We start from the raw sequence: 16490 nt of genomic DNA on the forward strand, positions 1-16490 counted from the left end.
AACCGGCGCGGAAGGCAAAGCGCCAATGCACCGGTTCGGGCCGCGCATCACGCCGCCATCTGTGCCAGCGGTCGGTCATCGTCGGTCTGCTGTTCCGCCGTCAGGGACAGCGCCATGTCGATGCATTCGGCATGGCCCTGTCGCGCGGCGGACCAGCCGGGGGAACGACCGGTCGGCGTAAAGCCCAACCGGGCCAGCACCCGGCCCGATGCGAGATTGTCGATGAAATGGCTGGCGGTCAGACGGCGTACGCCCATGGTGCGGGCCAGCGCGATGACGGCATGGCCCGCCTCGGTCGCATAGCCCCGACCCCAGGCCTGCGGGGTCAGCCAATATCCGAACTCGGTCGGTCGATCCTCGAAGGGGCCGTAGCCGATGCCCCCGATGATCGGTGCAGCATCGCCGTCGCGCGAACAGATCAGAAAGGACGCGGCATCCCGCCCGGCCTGCATCTGGCCAAGAAACGCCTGTGCATCCGCAATGCCGTAGGGCCATGGCGCGCGCGACAGGTGGCGTACCACGTCCCAATGACCCATGGCGTGGGCGAGTTCGGCCGCATCGTCGGTCCAGCCGGGACGCAGCATCAGCCGTTGTGTACGCACGAACATGGGGCACTCTCCTCTGTTCTGTTGCCCGCCCCATGAACGTCGGAAATGACGTTTTGGGGTCAGCAGCCGAAGGGGAGGGAGCAATAAAAAAGGGAGCCGGGGCGACCCGTCTCCCTTGTTTGCTGGTTTCTCCGTTGCCGGGGAAACTCCGGGTCGTCCTGGTGGACAACCCGGCTGGTTGTCCGATGTTATTCGGCGGCCTCTGCAATCATGTCCACCGACGCGAACTTGCGACCAAGCTTGCCTTCGCGGAACGATACGCGGCCATCGACGAGCGCGAACAGGGTATGGTCCTTGCCCATGCCCACATTGGTGCCCGGATAGAATTTGGTGCCACGCTGGCGCACGATGATGTTGCCGGCGACCACTTCCTGGCCACCGAACTTCTTCACGCCAAGACGCCGGCCTGCCGAATCACGACCGTTGCGCGACGAGCCGCCTGCCTTCTTATGTGCCATGACCTATACTCCTCGTGTCTCGTGTGGGGCTCAGGCTTCCGCGGCCGGGGCTTCTGCCTCGGCGGGAGCGGCCTCTGCCTTCTTGGCCTTGGCGGCCTTCTTCTTCGCTTCGCCGATCGCAACGATCTTCAGGATCGTGTGCTGCTGGCGATGGCCATTCTTGCGACGATAATTGTGGCGGCGGCGCTTCTTGAAGACGATGACCTTCTCGCCCTTCGCCTGGGCAATCACCTCGGCGGTGACGGTCAGGCCGTCCACCGGCTTCAGCTCGCTGCCTTCACCGGCGAGCAGAACGTCGCCCAGCGTGACCGACGAACCGGCCTCGCCCTCGATCTTTTCGACGACGATCTTGTCTCCTGCGGCAACGCGATACTGCTTGCCGCCCGTGCGTACGACTGCGAACATTTTCCGGCGATTTCCCAATATAATCTGTGCCGCGACGCCAGGGGCTCCGCGGGTGAGCGGGCCAGCTATGCGATGGGGGGCGGAAAGTCAACCGATCAGGCACGATTTCCCGCTATTCGGACGACATCGTCCATCGTCCACGAAAAAGCGGCGGGATTGCTCCCGCCGCCCTTCGTCCGTTCAGCCCTGATCAGAAGCTGAGATTGAGGCGCGCGTAATAAAAGCCGCCATTGATCCCGATCGGCGAATCGTCGGGATAGACGGTGCCCGCAATCGTCCCGCCGGTGAACGGATACCAGTTCTGGACCGGGACATTGTTGGCTGTCGGACCGTTCAGCCCGGTCGCCCGGAAATTGCGGTCCGGATAGTTGTTGAGCAGGTTTTCCGCACCCACTGCGACCCGCGCCCAAGGCGTGATCTGGATGCCGGTTTCGACGTCGAACGTCCACTCCGATCCGATCACCAGATCGCCGCCATCGGCCGGCAGCGCAAAGCTGGTATATTTGTCGAAATAATTCGCCCGCAGGACGATGGTCGTCGGCCCGTTGGTGTAGGTTTCGGTGATGTTGCCGCGGAATTTCGGAAGCCCGTTTTCGATATTCCCTTCGCGGACCCGATCGATCAGCGTCAGCTGGCCGAAGATGGGGCCAGCATTGATGGTGTCGGCCCGGGTCACCTCGGTCTTGTTGTAATTGCCCGCCACGGTCGTGTTGAACCGGCCGATGTCGGTGTTCAGCACATAATTGGCGACCACGTCGACACCCTGTGTCCGGGTGGCGAAGGCGTTGGTGAAGTAGCGCAGTCGGCCGAGCGATTCCGCGTTGGCGACATTCGCGTCGCGCAGCGCCTGGCGCCGGGCCTCGGTATTGATTTCGATGTTGCCGGTAAGGCCGATGCGGTCATCCACCTCGATATTATAGTAATCGATGGTCACCGACAGCGCCGATGTCGGCGTGAACACCACACCTGCCGAATAGTTTTTCGACGTTTCCGGGGTCAGCGGCGTGGCGCCGGCCGCCTGGGCCGCTGCGGTGGCCACAGGATAGATGGCCGATTCGATCGGATTGGCGCCCGAAAATGCCGTGGCGACGTTCGTGGTGAACAACTGGCCCGGTGTCGGCGCCCGGAAGCCCGTGCTGGCCGCGCCGCGGATGGCAAGGGCAGGGCTGAACTCATAGCGCGCCGTCGCCTTCCAGTTGGTCGTGGTGCCGAACCCGTCAAAGTTTTCGTGCCGGACCGCGCCAGACAGCGACAGCCCCTCGATCAGATCGACTTCCAGTTCGCCGTAAATGGCGTAGCTGTTCCGCCCCTGGTTGATCGTGGAATCCGGGCCATAGCCGGGAAAGCCGTTCGACCCCAGCTGCTGGGCAGCATTGGTCCGGATGACGCCGTTCGCGTCGCGGAAGCTTTGCAGGCCATAAGGCCCGATCGCATAGGAAGCGGGATCGCCCAGCGAGATCTGATACGCCTCGTTCCGATGCTCGCCGCCGAATGCGATCGTCAGGTCCGATGCCAACCCCAGATCGACGGGATAGGTGAAATCGGCGTTGAAGTTCGTTTCGCGCTGGGTCAGCCGACCCATATAGAAATCGAACGGCGAATCCGGGCCAAGCGACGGATTGAGCGTGTTCGTCATGAAATAATCGATCGAGTTCTCGCCATAGCTGGCCGAGAGATCGAAGTTCAGCCCGCCAACGTTGCCGCGCAGGCCACCAACCGTCGACAGGTCCTTTACCGTGCCGAAAAAGCGCGGCGTAAAGCCGAGCGGATAGATGCTGTTGAAATTGAACGTCGGGCCCGTGCCGTCATAGACGGGCCGACCCCGCGCATCCGTCAGGCCAGAGATGACCCGGGTATAGAGCGTGTTGAAGATGCCGCCCGCCGCGCCATAGGTGGTCGTGGTCCCGAACTGGTTGGGGCCGGTGATCGGCACAGGCTGACGATAGTTGAAATCGCCTTCCTGATTCGACTGACCCATATTGCCGAAGAAATAGACCTCGACATCGTCGGTGACGGAAAAGCCGGCGTTCAGGAAGCCGCGATACGCCTCGACCTTCGGGTCGCCCCAGATCTGAACGGGATTACGGATGCCGCCATATACGGCCGGGTTGCTCTGCGCCAGCAACAGGGCGCCGGGCCGCTGGACGCCGCGGCTCGTCTGTTCCGACTTCAGATATTCGAACGCGACGGTCGTGTAATTGCCCTCGGGCAGCGGCAGGCCGTATTTCAACGCCACCTGATAGCTTTCGCCATCGCCGCGAAAGGTCTGGCCGACGCGGGTGTTCACTTCCAGACCGGCATCGCGCTTCAGGCCATAGTTGATGACCCCCGCGATCGCGTCCGATCCATATTGCGCGGCCGCGCCGTCGCGCAGCACTTCGATCCGTTCGATTGCGATGGTCGGAATCTGGGCGAGGTCGGGGCCCTGTGCGCCTGCGGCAAGGCTGCCGCCGCCGATCTGCACCAGCGCGGCGCGATGCCGACGCTTGCCGTTGACCAGCACCAAGATCTGATCTGGCGGAAGGCCGCGAAGGGTAGGCGGTCGGACAAAGGTCGATCCGTCAGCGATGGCGAACCGCGCGACGTTGAACGACGGGACCAGGTTGCGCAGCAGGTTGTTCATGTCGCCGGACGCCTGGGTTTCCAGCGTCTGGGCAGAAAACACGTCGATGGGGACGGCGGATTGCGTAACGGTGCGGTCGGTCCGCCGGGTGCCGGTCACGATGATCGATTCGTCTTCGGGCGTTTCCTGAACGACCGGTTCGGCCGTGTCGGTCGGCTCGTCCGCCACCGGATCGGCGGCGAAGGGTTCGGCCCATGCAGTTGTGGGCAATGCCCACAGGCTCGCGATCGCGAGCGCGCGCATGGAAATGGATCGTGCAATCATCAAAGCTCCCCTTTGTGTTCTGCTAAGTCGTAGAAAACAGGAGCCTTTCCGATCCTCTCTTTTGCTATTCTGTCTGTCGTTTCATCGCTGGTTCCTGCTGCTGGTTTCTTTTGGTTATCGGTTCATTCGCCGATCGGGCGGCGCATCGGCACAAAGCGCAGCGTCACACCGTCATGGTCGAAAAGCTGTTCCTCGCCCGCCACAAATCCGTGTCGGGCGTAAAAAGGCACGCCGGGCAGCGTCGCCATCAGCGCAAGAGCGGTAAAGCCCTCCGCTGACGCTGCTGCGATGCAATGGTTCAACAGCATCCGGCCGACGCCCTGCCGGGCACATTCGGGCGCCACGAAAAAGGCGCGGATCCGCGCTGCCTCGGTGGCAGGCGACAACAGGCGATCCGTGCGGCCGCCGGCCTGGTCCCCGCCGAACAGGGTGGCCCGGCGGCTCCATCCGCCACAGGCAACGGGCTGCCCATCGGCATTGGTGATGCAGTAATAGGTGCCGTCGTCGATCAGCCGGCTGTCGACGCCGAACACCTTGCGGATCGCGGTTTCGGTTTCGGCGGCGTTGTAATAGCCGTGGCTCAGCACACGGGCAGAGCGGGCGATCAGATCGTTGAGTGTGGGAATGTCATCGCGTCGCGCGGTCCTGATCGTCAGAACGGGCGAAGCGGCACCGATCATCGGGCGGGTGCGCCATTGGTGCGCGGCGGCGCACCCCTGCTGCTGTCATGGCTGGTCCAGTATCGCATCCGGCCCGATCCCCATCGTTGCAGCGGAATGATCATCCGCCGCAGTCCCCGTGCCCCGCCATCCTCTCACGCTTTGGTCTGGTTTCTGGCCGATTGCCGCAACACCCGGCGGCACAGAATCAACCGTGCCGTCATGGTTACGTAACAATGACGCACTGCGCAACCCGCTGCTGCAGTGCAGCGATCAACGGGTTCCGGGTGTTGCCAATCTGTCGCGGTCGGGCGGGAAGGTGCCCCGGAAACTCAGTGCCGATGCACCGATTTCAACCAGTATCGCCCATCCCGATAATCGTCGAACAGGCCCTTTATGTCCGGGTGATCGACCGGCTCTTCGCTTTCGTCGACGACCAGATTCTGCTGGCTGACATAGGCGACGTAGCTCTTCTCGGCATTTTCGGCGAGCAGATGGTAAAAGGGCTGGTCCTTGCGCGGCCGGATGTCCTCAGGGATGGCCTGATACCATTCCTCGCTGTTTGCGAACACCGGATCGACATCGAAAATGACGCCGCGAAAATCGAACAGGCGATGCCGCACGACATCACCGATCGCAAATCGGGCGGCCGATATGGCGGGCATCGGCGGCATTTTGTCCGTCGACGGGTTGCCCGCGGGTCGTGAATCACTGGTCATAGGTTCAATTTAGGGGTTTGTGCGGTTGCAACAAGGGACGTGTTGCGCCCGGGATGACAGAGGCGCTTGTGCGCGGCCCATCCTTGCGTTAGAGGCGCGCCTTCATTCGACCGGCCAGGGGCACTTGGGTGCCCGTTCGCCTCTGCGGAGAGGTGCCAGAGTGGTCGATTGGGACGGTCTCGAAAACCGTTGTGCCTTCACGGGTACCGTGGGTTCGAATCCCACCCTCTCCGCCACTTCCCTGCTGCTGCGATCACCTAACAAACAGGCTACACCAGCCTCAGCATGGCCGTGATTGCCGGTGTCATCACGCTGGGCGGTCATTTCATGCGAAGCGACAGGCCGGCGACCATCCATTCGACATGATCGGCTTGCGCGGCAATCCGCTGGTGCAGGCGGCCGGCATGGTCGCGGAACTGCCGGGCCAACGCATTGTCGGGGACAATGCCCAGGCCGACTTCGTTGCTGACCACGAAAACAGGGCAGGGCGCTGCTGCCAACGCATCGATCAGGTCATCGGCCGCCATGTCGATATCCGCTTCGGCGATCAGTAGGTTGCTTAGCCACAGCGTCAGGCAATCGACCAGCAGCACGTTGCCGCTTGACCCGTGCACGCGGATGGCATCGGCCAGGTCGACAGGTGCCTCCACCGTCATCCAGCGCGAATCCCGGTCAAGCCGATGCCGTTCGATGCGATCGGTCATTTCCGCGTCGAACGCCTGTGCCGTGGCGATGAAGATCAGTCGCCCGCTAGTCGCCTCCGCCATGGCTTGTGCCCGCCGGCTCTTGCCCGACCGCGCGCCGCCCAGAATGAATGTCAGCACCTGTCCCCCGCCTTTCGCCTTGCGGGACAGCCCGCATTATCCTAACCGGTTGCCGCGATTGGTTCCCGGAGACGGGATTAATAGGGAACGCGGAAGCGGGCGACCAGCCCGTAAGCCGCGGCTGTCCCCGCAACTGTGACCGGTGAGCGGTCGCTCCACATGCCACTGGCCGGGCAACCGGCTGGGAAGGCGGAGCGGCCGCAGCGACCCGGGAGCCAGGAGACCTGCCAGCCGCAGTCGGTCCTTTGCGCGGACGGGGTGTTCAGCGTGATCGAGGTTCTTCCTCGCGTGACGACATCCGGTTGGGGTGGCACGCGCGGATCAACGTCCGGCGACCCGTCTGTCGTGCTTTGCGCGCGTGCGGCCCCTTTGTTGTTCAAAAAGGGGAAACCATGCGCGTTGCATTCCTGAAATCCACCATTTCGCTGTTCGTCCTGACCGTTGCCGGCACTGCTCATGCGCAGGAGCAAGTGACGGAGGATGGCGCACCGCCCGTCATCGTCGTCACCGCCAACCGCGGCGCCCAGCCGATCGACCGCGTTGGCCAGTCCGTGACGGTGATCGACGATGCCGAACTCACGCGCCGCCAGACCCAGACCGTCGCCGACGTGCTGCGCACCGTGCCGGGGGTCAGCATCGTTCGCAACGGCGGCATCGGTGCGTCGACCGGCGTGTTCATCCGCGGCGCCGACAGCGATCAGACCGTGGCGCTGATCGACGGGGTCAAGCTCAACGATCCGTCGTCGCCGGGTGGCGGCTTCAACTTCGGCAACCTGCTGGTCGGCAATATCGAGCGGATCGAGGTACTACGCGGCCCGTCGTCCGTTCTTTGGGGGAGTCAGGCGATCGGGGGTGTCGTGAACATGATTACACGCGCGCCGACGGAGGCGCTGACCGTGAATGCGCGCGGGGAATATGGCTGGCGTGATACAGGACAGGTCGTCGGCAACATTGCGGGCAAGCTGGGGCCGCTGTCGGCCAGTGCCGGGGGCGGGTGGTTCCGCACCGATGGCATTTCGGCGTTCAGCGAGGCACGCGGCGGTACCGAGCGCGACGGCTACGAGAATCTGGGCGCCAATGCGAACCTGAACCTTGCCCTAGCCGAGGGGGTGTCGGTCGATGCGCGCGGATGGTATTCCGATGGCCGCGTCAATATCGACGGGTTTGCGCCCCCTGCCTTTGCGTTCGGGGATGTGAACGAAGAAGCCCGCACCCGCGAGTTCGTCGGCTATACCGGATTGAACGCCGCGCTGTTCAAGGGGCGCTTTCGCAACCGGCTGGGCTATGCCTATACCGACACCCGCCGGCGCAACATCAGCCTGGATGAACCGGAAACCGAAACCTTTGCCGCCCATGGCCGCAACGAGCGGTTCGAATATCAGGGCGTGCTGGATATCGCCGCCGGGTTGCAGGCAACGGCCGGTGCGGAGCGCGAAACATCCCGCTTTTCCAGCAGCAGCTTCGGTGCGCCAGCAACGGTCGGTCGGGCGCGGATCGACAGCGTCTATGGCCAGATCGTCGCCAGCCCGGTTGGCCGACTGACCCTGACAGGCGGTGTCCGGCATGACGATCACAACCGGTTCGGCGGCGCCACGACATTCGGCGGCAGCGGTGTGCTGGTCGTTGCGGAGACCGGCACCACGATCCGCGCCAGCTATGCCGAAGGGTTCAAGGCGCCGTCGCTGTATCAGTTGCAGAGCGATTTCGGCAATCAGCTGCTCCGTCCCGAACGGTCGAAGGGCTGGGATGCAGGCGTCACGCAGTCGCTGGTCGAGGACGCGTTGCAGGCGAGCGCGACCTATTTCAAGCGCGATTCAACCGACCTGATCGCCTTTATCTCCTGCACAGCGCCGCTGACGGGCATCTGCGCCAACCGCCCGTCCGGCACGTACGACAATGTCGCCCGCGCGCGCGCCGAGGGGGTGGAGATCGGCGTGACCATGCAGCCGGTCGAGGCCCTGCGGTTTCAGGCGAACTATACCTATACCGACGCCACCAACCGGTCGCCGGGCGACGCCAATTTCGGCAGGCAGCTGGTGCGCCGGCCGCAGCACAGCGTGACCGCGCTAGTCGATTATCGCTGGCCGTTCGGCCTGGAAACGGGCGCGACGGTGACGCATGTCGGATCAACCTTTGACAACGCCAGCAACAGCCGGGTGGTCGAGGGCTATGTTCTGGCCGATCTGCGTGCGGCCATGCCGCTTACCGAGCGGATCCAGGTTTACGGCCGCGTCGAAAACCTGTTCGACGAGCGGTATGAAACCATCTTCCGCTATGGGACGCCCGGCCGGGCGGGCTATGTCGGTGTCCGGTTGAGCTATTGAGCATGACCATCGCGCGCGTCCCGGTTCAGCCATTTGCCGTCCATGGCGGGCGGCTGGACCGGGCGCGCGCCCTGTTGCCGGAGGTGCCGGAATGGACGGACCTTTCCACCGGCATCGCGCCATGGCCCTATCCGGTTCGGATCGACGCGGGCTGCATGACGGCATTGCCCGATCCCGCCGACCTGTCGCGGCTGGAGACGGTGGCTGCCGATGCGTTCGGGACGGCGGCGGACCGGGTTGCAGCGGTTCCGGGGACGGATATCGCCCTGCGGCTGATCGGCACGTTGCTGGACGGCCCGGCGGCGTATCTTGCCCCCGGCTATTCCGGTCATCGGGCGATGTGGCCCGCCGGGCAGGCCGCATCCTTCGGTGCCGATGACCTGAACGTCCTGTCCGAGCGGGACGGCCATGTCATCCTTGCCCGGCCAAACAATCCGGATGGATGGATTGCGGACCGTGCCGCAGTGCTGGCGCTGGCAGAACGGCTGGCCGTGCGGGGCCGAGCATTGATCGTCGATGAAGCCTTTGCCGATGCCGCGCCGGACGACAGCCTGTGCGGGCATGACGTGCCGGGGCTGATCGTCCTGCGGTCCTTTGGCAAGTTTTTCGGGCTGGCCGGATTGCGGCTGGGCTGTGTCATTGCCGCGCCGAAAATGCTGGCGCGGGTGCGCGCGCTGCTGGGCGACTGGCCTGTTGCCGTGCCGGCCCTGGCGGCGGGCCTTGCCGCCTATGCCGATGCACCATGGCAGGCGGCGCAGCGCGCGCGGCTGATCAACGGGTCGCAGCGGATGGCCGACCTGATCGCCGGACATGGCCTGACCATCCGGGGGCGGACGCCGTACTTCACATTGATCGAGAGCGGGAATCGGGACGCCCTGTTCGACCACCTGATCCGGGCGGGCATCCTGACCCGGCCATTTGCCGATCAGCCCCACTGGCTCCGCATCGGAATGCCGGGCAAGGAAGCGGACTGGACCCGGCTGCAACGCGCCCTGACGCAATGGAGGACAGCATGACCGAACAACCCGAGGATTATGCCCGTCACAACGCCCGGATGAAGCGCGTTCAGGCGGCCCGCGAACGCATCCAGGCGCGCCACACGCTGGAGCGCGGCCTGCTGATCGTCCACACCGGCAATGGCAAGGGCAAATCCTCCTCGGCCTTTGGCATGGCCATCCGCAGCCTGGGCTGGGGCATGAAGGTCGGCATTGTGCAATATGTGAAGGGCAGTTGGGAGACGGGCGAGAAGACGTTCTTTCAGGCCAATCCCGACCTGCTCACCTTTGAGGTGATGGGGGAGGGCTTTACCTGGGACACGCAGGACCGCGCGCGGGATATCGCCGCTGCGCGCGCCGCATGGGAACGGTCAAAGGAACTGATCTTCGACCCCGATTATGATTTCGTGATCCTGGATGAACTCAACATCGTGCTGCGTCAGGATACGCTGCCGATCGACGAGATTGTCGCGTTCCTGAAGGACCGCCCGCTGACCAAGCATGTCTGCATCACGGGACGCGGCGCCAAGGACGCGCTGATCGAGATTGCCGATCTGGTCACCGAATTCGGCGAGGTGAAGCATCCGTACAAGGCGGGGTTCAAGGCGCAAAAGGGCGTCGAATATTGATCCGGTCCGCGGTCCTGACGATCGTGCTGATGACGCTGGCCGCGTGCGGAGGCGACCGCGCGCCGCGTCCGGCCGCTCGCACTGTGGCGGCAGGTGCGTTGCCCCGGATCGTGTCCATCAATCCGTGCGTCGATGCCGTCCTGATGCACGTTGCCGACCCGCGCCAGATTGCCGGGATCAGCCATTATTCGCAGGATCCGCGCGCCACGTCCGTTCCGCTGGCCTGGGCCAACCGATTCCGGGCAACGTCGGGAACGGCAGAGGAGGTGGTGGCGCTAGCCCCCGATCTGGTCATTGCGGGCGGCCATGTTGCGCCATCGACGCTGATCGCGCTGGATCGGATGGGCATTCCGATCGTGCAGATCGGCGTTCCTAAAACGGTTGCGGAAAGCGTGGAACAGGTTCGCCAGATTGCCGATGCCGTTCGCCGTCCCGCCGCGGGTGCTGCGTTGGCCCGCCGGATCGAGGATGTCGTCGCCCGTGCCGCGCCGGCCCGTGCCGCGCCGGTGCCCGCCCTGATCTGGCAGGGCGGGGGATTGGTGCCGGGTACGGGCACGCTGGCCGATGACCTGTTGAACCGCACGGGATACCGCAACATGAGCGCCGATTATGGCCTGAAACAATGGGATGTCCTGCCCCTGGAACCGATGGTGGCCCGCCCGCCGAGGGTGCTGTTTTCCGTCGGCACCATGCAGCGGCAGGACCGGATGCTGGGTCATCCGGTGCTGGCCGGCCTGAACCGGCGCATTGCCATTCGCGATTATCCCGAACGGCTGCTGCATTGCGGCGGGCCGACGATCATCGATGCGGTGGGTCAGCTGGCCCGCGTGCGGCAGTCGCTGTGATGCGTGCGGTTCGGCTCAATCTGACGCTGGTCGCCGCGATCCTGCTGGCGATGCTGGTATCGCTGATCGCGGGCAAGGTCTGGATCCCCATCGACGCCTGGGCCGCGGGCGATCCGCGCTGGCCGATCATCGCCGAACTGCGCCTGCCGCGCACGATGCTGGCCGGACTGGTCGGGGCGGGGCTGGGCACTTCCGGGGCGGTGATGCAGGGATATCTGCGCAATCCGCTGGCCGATCCCGGACTGTTCGGCGTGTCGGCGGGCGCGGCGCTGGGGGCCGTCATTTCGCTGTATTTCGGCTATGCCGCCTCGGCCTGGCTGTTGCCCGGATTTGCGCTGACCGGCGCTGCACTGACCATGGCGCTGCTTGCGCTGATCGTCGGGCGGTCGGGCAGCGTCACGGTATTCACGCTGGCCGGTGTGATCGTATCCAGCATCGCCGGATCGCTGACCGCGCTGGCGATCAGCCTGGCCCCGACGCCGTTCGCCACGTCGCAGATCGTCACCTGGTTGATGGGTGCGCTGACCGATCGCAGCTGGAACGATGTCTGGCTTGCCCTGCCGCTGATCGGGCTGGGCATGGCGCTGCTTGCCCTGACCGCGCGGACGCTGGATGCGCTGACGCTGGGCGAAAGCGCGGCGCGGTCGATGGGGGTGGAGCCGCTGCGCCTGCAGCTGCTGGTCGTTATCGGCGTTGCGCTGTGCGTCGGGGCGTCCGTGGCAACGGCGGGGGTGATCGGCTTTGTCGGCCTGATCGTGCCGCATATCGTGCGGCCGTTCGTCGGCAACCGGCCATCGGCCGTGCTGTTGCCCGCGGCGCTGGCGGGCGCATTGCTGCTGATCGTGGCCGACAGCCTGGTGCGGGCGATGCCGACGGTCAGCGAGCTTCGCCTGGGCATTGCCATGTCGATGCTGGGCGGCCCGTTTTTCCTGATCCTGTTGGTCCGGATGCGGCGGAGGCTGGCATGAGCATGCTTGCGGCGGAACAATTGAGCCTGTCGCTGGGCGGCCGCGCGATCCTGCGCGGGGTCAGCGCGACATTCCGGCCGGGCGAGGTGACGGCGCTGCTTGGCCCGAACGGGGCGGGCAAATCGACGCTGCTCGCCTGTCTGGCCGGGCTGCGGCAGGCCGATGCCGGACAGGTGCTGGTGAACGGCCAGCCGCGCGCTGCCCTGTCGCGGCGCGAACTGGGCCGGCGCATCGGCCTGTTACCGCAGGTGGCGGATGTGCACTGGGATGTGGATGTGGCGACGCTGGTCGCGCTTGGCCGATATCCGCACCGCGCGCGCTGGGGCGAGACGGCGGCTGACCGGGCTGCCGTGGCGAAGGCGATGGCCGCAACCGATGTGACGCAGTTTGCGGATCGCCCCGTGTCCGCCCTGTCCGGCGGCGAACGGGCGCGGGTGCTGCTCGCCCGCGTGCTGGCGGGGGAACCGGAATGGCTGCTGGCCGATGAGCCGCTCGCGAATCTGGACCCCGCGCATCAGCATGACGCGCTGGAATGCCTGCGCGCCGTGGCGGGGGCGGGTGCGGGGGTCATCGTCGTGCTGCACGATCTCAACCACGCGCTGCGCATTGCCGACCGGGTCGTGCTGATGGCGGACGGCGCGGTCGTGGCACAGGGGGATGCCGATGCCGTGCTGTCGGCGGATCGCATCCGCGACACCTATGGCGTCAGCGTCGAGCGCGCCGTGACAGCCGGCGGGCAGCCGGTGATCGTGGCGACGGGCCGGGCGATCTTGCAATGATTGCGCGGCCGGAACAGCTGCTGATCGCCCTGATCGGAGAGGCTGCGGTCGGCTATCCCGCCGCGCTGTTCGCCGCCATCGGCCATCCTGTCACCTGGATGGGGGCAGGGATCGGCGTGCTGGATCGCGGGTGGAACCGGGGTGGTCCGGCGCGTCGCCGGGCGGCGGGGGTGGCGGCGATGCTGCTGCTGATCGCGGTGGCGGCAGGCGCTGGCTGGGCGGTCGAGGTGCTGGCGGGACGCGGCTGGGGCGTTGCGGTCGTGATCCTGATCGCCACCACCGGGCTGGCCCAGCGCAGCCTGGACGATCACGTCCGGGCGGTGGCGCGGCCATTGCTGGCGGGTGATCTGTCCGGTGCGCGGAGGGCGGTCGGCCGGATCGTCGGGCGGGATACCGACGCGCTGGACGAACGGGGCGTTGCACTGGCGGCGACGGAAAGCCTGGCCGAAAGCTTGTGCGACGGGGTGGTGGCGCCTGCCTTCTGGTTCCTGATCGCGGGATTGCCGGGCCTGCTGGTTTGCAAGGCGATCAATACGGCAGATTCGATGATCGGGCACCGGGATGATCGCTATCGCTGGTTCGGCTGGGCGGCGGCGCGGCTGGACGATGGGGTCAACTGGGTCCCGGCACGCCTGTCCGGTCTGCTGGTCACGCTGGCGGGCGGTGGCGGGGTTGCGGTGATGCTGCGCGATGCGCGCCGCCATGCATCCCCCAATGGCGGCTGGCCGGAGGCAGCGATGGCGGGTGTGCTGCACCGCCGTCTGGGCGGGCCGGTGCGCTATGATGGCGAGATGGCGGATCGGGCCTGGCTGGGGGACGGACCGCTGCCCGATGCGGCCGATTTGGGCCGGGCGCTGCGGATCTATCGCCGGGCGTGCCTGCTGTTGTGGTTGCTGGTCGGGGTGGTCGCATGGGCGCGGTGATGCTGCAGGGGACCGGGTCGGATGTCGGCAAGTCGGTGCTGGTCGCCGGTCTGTGCCGCCTGTTCGCCAATCGCGGCCTGACCGTCCGGCCGTTCAAGCCGCAGAACATGTCGAACAATGCCGCCGTCGCCAGCAATCCGCTGGGCGGGCCGGATGGCGAGATCGGCCGGGCACAGGCGCTGCAGGCGCTGGCCTGTCGCACGCCGCCGACGACGGACATGAACCCGCTGCTGATCAAGCCGCAATCGGATACCGGCGCGCAGGTCGTGATCCATGGCCGCGTCGCCGGAGAACTGGGCGCTGCTGATTATGCCCGCCGCCGCGACCACTGGATGGACGCCATCCTGGAATCGTGGCGGCGGCTGACGGCACAGGCCGACCTGGTGATCGTCGAAGGGGCGGGCAGCCCGGCCGAAACCAATCTGCGCGCGGGCGATGTCGCCAATATGGGGTTCGCGCGTGCGGCGGGTGTGCCGGTGGTGCTGGTCGGCGATATCGACCGGGGCGGGGTGATCGCGTCGCTGGTCGGGACGAGGGCGGTGCTGGACCCGGACGATGCGGCGATGATCCGGGGGTTCCTGATCAACAAGTTTCGCGGCGACGTGCGCCTGTTCGATGCCGGATATGCCGAGGTTTCGCGGCGGACGGGCTGGCCCGGGCTGGGCGTCGTGCCGTGGCTGGCGGCGGTGCGCGACCTGCCCGCCGAGGACGCAGTGGCGCTGGATCACGCCGATGCGGCGTCCGGCGGGGTCACGATCGCGGTGCCGATGTTGTCGCGCATTGCCAATTTCGATGATTTCGACCCGCTGGCGAACGAGCCTGGCGTGCGGCTGACCATGGTGCCGCCGGGCAAGCCGATGCCGGCCGAGGCGGCCATGATCATCCTGCCCGGCACCAAGGCGACGATTGCCGACCTTGGCTTTCTGCGCGCGCAGGGATGGGATGTCGACATTGCGGCGCATGTCCGGCGCGGCGGGATGCTGATGGGCATTTGCGGCGGCTTTCAAATGCTGGGCCAGATGATCGCCGATCCGGACGGGGTAGAGGGGCCGCCGGAAACTGTCGCCGGGTTGGGCTATCTGCCCGTGGTCACGCACCTGACCGCAGACAAGCGCGTGACAGACGTGACGGGCACCAGCATCGGCGATGACGCCCCCTTTTCCGGGTATGAAATCCATGTCGGGCGGACGGAGCCTGCCGGCCCGGTCCAGCCGCTGCTGCGGCTGGCCGATGGTCAGACGGATGGCTGCATTTCCGCCGACGGGCGCATCGCGGGCTGTTACATCCACCGCCTGTTCGATCATCCGGCGCAGCGGGCGGCGTGGCTGGCGCGGATCGGCACGGCATCGGACGGTGTGCTTCAGTCCGACCGGGTGGAACGCGCGCTGGACGCGCTGGCCGAACAGCTTGCCGTGCATCTGAATACCGAACAGCTTCTTGCCATTGCGAGGTCCATGCCATGATCGATGCCGCCGCCGTCCGGGAACATCTGGACGCCCTTGCCAAACCGCAGCGCAGCCTGGGGCGGCTGGAGGACCTGGCCGTGCGCCTTGCCGTGGTTCAGCAGCGGCTGGACCCGTTGACGCATCCGCGCCGCATCGTCCTGTTCGCGGGCGATCATGGCGTGGTGGCACAGGGGGTGACGGCATGGCCACAGGCGGTCACCGGCCTGATGGTCGAAACGATCCGCGCGGGCCGTGCCACCAGTTCGGCGCTGGCCGCGGCGCAGCGATGCGACCTGCGGCTGGTCGATGTCGGCGTGGCAATGCCGCCAGCGTCGCCGCATCCCGATTTCTATCATCACGCCAGTATCGCGCCGGGCACGGCCGACCTTGGCACCGGCCCGGCCATGACAGTGGATCAGTTCGATGCGGCATGGGCGGTGGGGGCAGCAGAGGCGCGGCGCGCCCATGCCGATGGCCATGCCGTGCTGATCGCAGGCGAAATGGGCATCGGCAACACGACGCCTGCTGCCTGCCTGACCGCGCTGCTGGCCGACGCGCCGCCGGAACAGGCGGTCGGGCGGGGGGCGGGCGCCGATGACGCCATGCTGGCGACCAAGGCCCGCGTGGTCGCCGACGCGGTTGCCCGTGCATCGGCTCAGTTCCCCAACGATCCCCGCGCTGCGATTGCGAGCATCGCCGGGTTCGAAATTGCCGCCATGGCCGGTTTCTTTGCGCAAGGGGCAGTACAGGGTTCGACCCTGTTGCTGGACGGATATGTCGCAACGGCCGGCGCGCTGATTGCCGAGACGCTCGCCCCCGGCACGCGCGACGCCATGATCGCGGCGCACCGGTCGGCAGAGCCGGGCCATGCTGCGGCGCTTGCCCGGCTTGGCATTGAACCGCTGCTCGACTGGCAGATGCGGCTGGGCGAGGGCACGGGCGCGCTGGTCGCCCTTCCGCTGATCGACAGTGCCGCTGCATTGCTGCGCGACGTGGCGCTGCTTTCCGATCTGGGTGTCTGA

At 66.1% G+C, this 16490-nt stretch carries 16 protein-coding genes, 1 tRNA gene and 1 riboswitch; of the genes, 10 read left to right on the forward strand and 7 right to left on the reverse strand.

What is annotated here, in order from left to right:
* Positions 1 to 47: 47 nt before the first annotated feature.
* From ACNI3Q_RS10820 to hspQ, 6 genes are all read right to left on the reverse strand, one after another.
* Positions 48 to 608, reverse strand: coding sequence for a GNAT family N-acetyltransferase (locus ACNI3Q_RS10820; RefSeq protein WP_426276536.1), 561 nt, complete (start codon positions 606 to 608; stop codon positions 48 to 50).
* 188 nt (positions 609 to 796) lie between these two features.
* Positions 797 to 1066: a 50S ribosomal protein L27 gene (rpmA, locus tag ACNI3Q_RS10825; RefSeq protein ID WP_260022285.1), complete on the reverse strand. Its 270-nt coding sequence runs from the start codon at positions 1064 to 1066 to the stop codon at positions 797 to 799.
* Between the two features lie 30 nt (positions 1067 to 1096).
* Positions 1097 to 1471 (reverse strand): 50S ribosomal protein L21, encoded by a 375-nt coding sequence (gene rplU / locus ACNI3Q_RS10830; protein WP_260022287.1) that lies wholly within the window; start codon positions 1469 to 1471, stop codon positions 1097 to 1099.
* A 190-nt stretch (positions 1472 to 1661) separates the two neighbouring features.
* Positions 1662 to 4358, reverse strand: a complete 2697-nt coding sequence (locus ACNI3Q_RS10835) for a TonB-dependent receptor plug domain-containing protein (protein ID WP_426276538.1) — start codon at positions 4356 to 4358, stop codon at positions 1662 to 1664.
* Between the two features lie 122 nt (positions 4359 to 4480).
* On the reverse strand, positions 4481 to 5038 hold the full coding sequence (locus ACNI3Q_RS10840; protein ID WP_426276540.1) for a GNAT family N-acetyltransferase: 558 nt from the start codon (positions 5036 to 5038) through the stop codon (positions 4481 to 4483).
* A gap of 311 nt (positions 5039 to 5349) precedes the next feature.
* Entirely contained in the window at positions 5350 to 5682 is a 333-nt protein-coding gene (gene hspQ / locus ACNI3Q_RS10845; protein ID WP_426276542.1) for a heat shock protein HspQ, read from the reverse strand.
* 200 nt (positions 5683 to 5882) lie between these two features.
* Here hspQ and ACNI3Q_RS10850 point away from each other — a divergent pair.
* Positions 5883 to 5972, forward strand: a tRNA-Ser gene (locus ACNI3Q_RS10850).
* An 84-nt stretch (positions 5973 to 6056) separates the two neighbouring features.
* Here the strand turns inward: ACNI3Q_RS10850 and cobU are convergent.
* Positions 6057 to 6560: a bifunctional adenosylcobinamide kinase/adenosylcobinamide-phosphate guanylyltransferase gene (cobU, locus tag ACNI3Q_RS10855; RefSeq protein ID WP_426276544.1), complete on the reverse strand. Its 504-nt coding sequence runs from the start codon at positions 6558 to 6560 to the stop codon at positions 6057 to 6059.
* A 42-nt stretch (positions 6561 to 6602) separates the two neighbouring features.
* Positions 6603 to 6806: riboswitch (cobalamin riboswitch) on the forward strand.
* Between the two features lie 146 nt (positions 6807 to 6952).
* Between cobU and ACNI3Q_RS10860 the strand changes: the two genes are divergently transcribed.
* Genes ACNI3Q_RS10860 through cobT form a run of 9 tightly spaced genes read left to right on the forward strand, consistent with a single transcriptional unit; the run spans position 6953 to position 16490 of the window.
* Positions 6953 to 8884, forward strand: a complete 1932-nt coding sequence (locus tag ACNI3Q_RS10860) for a TonB-dependent receptor plug domain-containing protein (protein ID WP_426276546.1) — start codon at positions 6953 to 6955, stop codon at positions 8882 to 8884.
* 2 nt (positions 8885 to 8886) lie between these two features.
* Positions 8887 to 9900 carry an aminotransferase class I/II-fold pyridoxal phosphate-dependent enzyme gene (locus ACNI3Q_RS10865; RefSeq protein WP_426276548.1) on the forward strand — a complete coding sequence of 338 codons (1014 nt, stop codon included), beginning with the start codon at positions 8887 to 8889 and terminating at the stop codon, positions 9898 to 9900.
* On the forward strand, positions 9897 to 10508 hold the full coding sequence (gene cobO / locus ACNI3Q_RS10870) for a cob(I)yrinic acid a,c-diamide adenosyltransferase (protein ID WP_426276550.1): 612 nt from the start codon (positions 9897 to 9899) through the stop codon (positions 10506 to 10508). The genes ACNI3Q_RS10865 and cobO overlap by 4 nt, the downstream gene beginning before the upstream one ends.
* On the forward strand, positions 10505 to 11353 hold the full coding sequence (locus tag ACNI3Q_RS10875; RefSeq protein ID WP_426276552.1) for a helical backbone metal receptor: 849 nt from the start codon (positions 10505 to 10507) through the stop codon (positions 11351 to 11353). Before cobO ends, ACNI3Q_RS10875 begins: the two co-directional genes overlap by 4 nt.
* The gene (locus tag ACNI3Q_RS10880; protein ID WP_426276554.1) at positions 11353 to 12321 is read left to right on the forward strand and encodes a FecCD family ABC transporter permease; all 969 of its coding nucleotides are present in this window, start codon (positions 11353 to 11355) and stop codon (positions 12319 to 12321) included. The genes ACNI3Q_RS10875 and ACNI3Q_RS10880 overlap by 1 nt, the downstream gene beginning before the upstream one ends.
* Entirely contained in the window at positions 12318 to 13100 is a 783-nt protein-coding gene (locus ACNI3Q_RS10885; protein WP_426276556.1) for an ABC transporter ATP-binding protein, read from the forward strand. Before ACNI3Q_RS10880 ends, ACNI3Q_RS10885 begins: the two co-directional genes overlap by 4 nt.
* Positions 13097 to 14023: an adenosylcobinamide-phosphate synthase CbiB gene (gene cbiB, locus ACNI3Q_RS10890; RefSeq protein ID WP_426276558.1), complete on the forward strand. Its 927-nt coding sequence runs from the start codon at positions 13097 to 13099 to the stop codon at positions 14021 to 14023. Before ACNI3Q_RS10885 ends, cbiB begins: the two co-directional genes overlap by 4 nt.
* Positions 14011 to 15486 (forward strand): cobyric acid synthase, encoded by a 1476-nt coding sequence (locus ACNI3Q_RS10895; protein ID WP_426276560.1) that lies wholly within the window; start codon positions 14011 to 14013, stop codon positions 15484 to 15486. The genes cbiB and ACNI3Q_RS10895 overlap by 13 nt, the downstream gene beginning before the upstream one ends.
* The gene (cobT, locus tag ACNI3Q_RS10900) at positions 15483 to 16490 is read left to right on the forward strand and encodes a nicotinate-nucleotide--dimethylbenzimidazole phosphoribosyltransferase (protein WP_426276562.1); all 1008 of its coding nucleotides are present in this window, start codon (positions 15483 to 15485) and stop codon (positions 16488 to 16490) included. The genes ACNI3Q_RS10895 and cobT overlap by 4 nt, the downstream gene beginning before the upstream one ends.

The sequence above is a fragment of the Sphingomonas eleionomae genome (assembly GCF_049889035.1).
GTDB lineage: Bacteria > Pseudomonadota > Alphaproteobacteria > Sphingomonadales > Sphingomonadaceae > Sphingomonas.

Coding starts and splice junctions, on each gene's coding strand:
- ACNI3Q_RS10820 (WP_426276536.1), bottom strand. CDS start 608: ATGTTCGTGCGTACACAACGGCTGATGCTGCGTCCCGGCTGGACCGAC.
- rpmA (WP_260022285.1), bottom strand. CDS start 1,066: ATGGCACATAAGAAGGCAGGCGGCTCGTCGCGCAACGGTCGTGATTCG.
- rplU (WP_260022287.1), bottom strand. CDS start 1,471: ATGTTCGCAGTCGTACGCACGGGCGGCAAGCAGTATCGCGTTGCCGCA.
- ACNI3Q_RS10835 (WP_426276538.1), bottom strand. CDS start 4,358: ATGATTGCACGATCCATTTCCATGCGCGCGCTCGCGATCGCGAGCCTG.
- ACNI3Q_RS10840 (WP_426276540.1), bottom strand. CDS start 5,038: ATGATCGGTGCCGCTTCGCCCGTTCTGACGATCAGGACCGCGCGACGC.
- hspQ (WP_426276542.1), bottom strand. CDS start 5,682: ATGCCCGCCATATCGGCCGCCCGATTTGCGATCGGTGATGTCGTGCGG.
- ACNI3Q_RS10860 (WP_426276546.1), top strand. CDS start 6,953: ATGCGCGTTGCATTCCTGAAATCCACCATTTCGCTGTTCGTCCTGACC.
- ACNI3Q_RS10865 (WP_426276548.1), top strand. CDS start 8,887: ATGACCATCGCGCGCGTCCCGGTTCAGCCATTTGCCGTCCATGGCGGG.
- cobO (WP_426276550.1), top strand. CDS start 9,897: ATGACCGAACAACCCGAGGATTATGCCCGTCACAACGCCCGGATGAAG.
- ACNI3Q_RS10880 (WP_426276554.1), top strand. CDS start 11,353: ATGCGTGCGGTTCGGCTCAATCTGACGCTGGTCGCCGCGATCCTGCTG.
- ACNI3Q_RS10885 (WP_426276556.1), top strand. CDS start 12,318: ATGAGCATGCTTGCGGCGGAACAATTGAGCCTGTCGCTGGGCGGCCGC.
- cbiB (WP_426276558.1), top strand. CDS start 13,097: ATGATTGCGCGGCCGGAACAGCTGCTGATCGCCCTGATCGGAGAGGCT.
- ACNI3Q_RS10895 (WP_426276560.1), top strand. CDS start 14,011: ATGGGCGCGGTGATGCTGCAGGGGACCGGGTCGGATGTCGGCAAGTCG.
- cobT (WP_426276562.1), top strand. CDS start 15,483: ATGATCGATGCCGCCGCCGTCCGGGAACATCTGGACGCCCTTGCCAAA.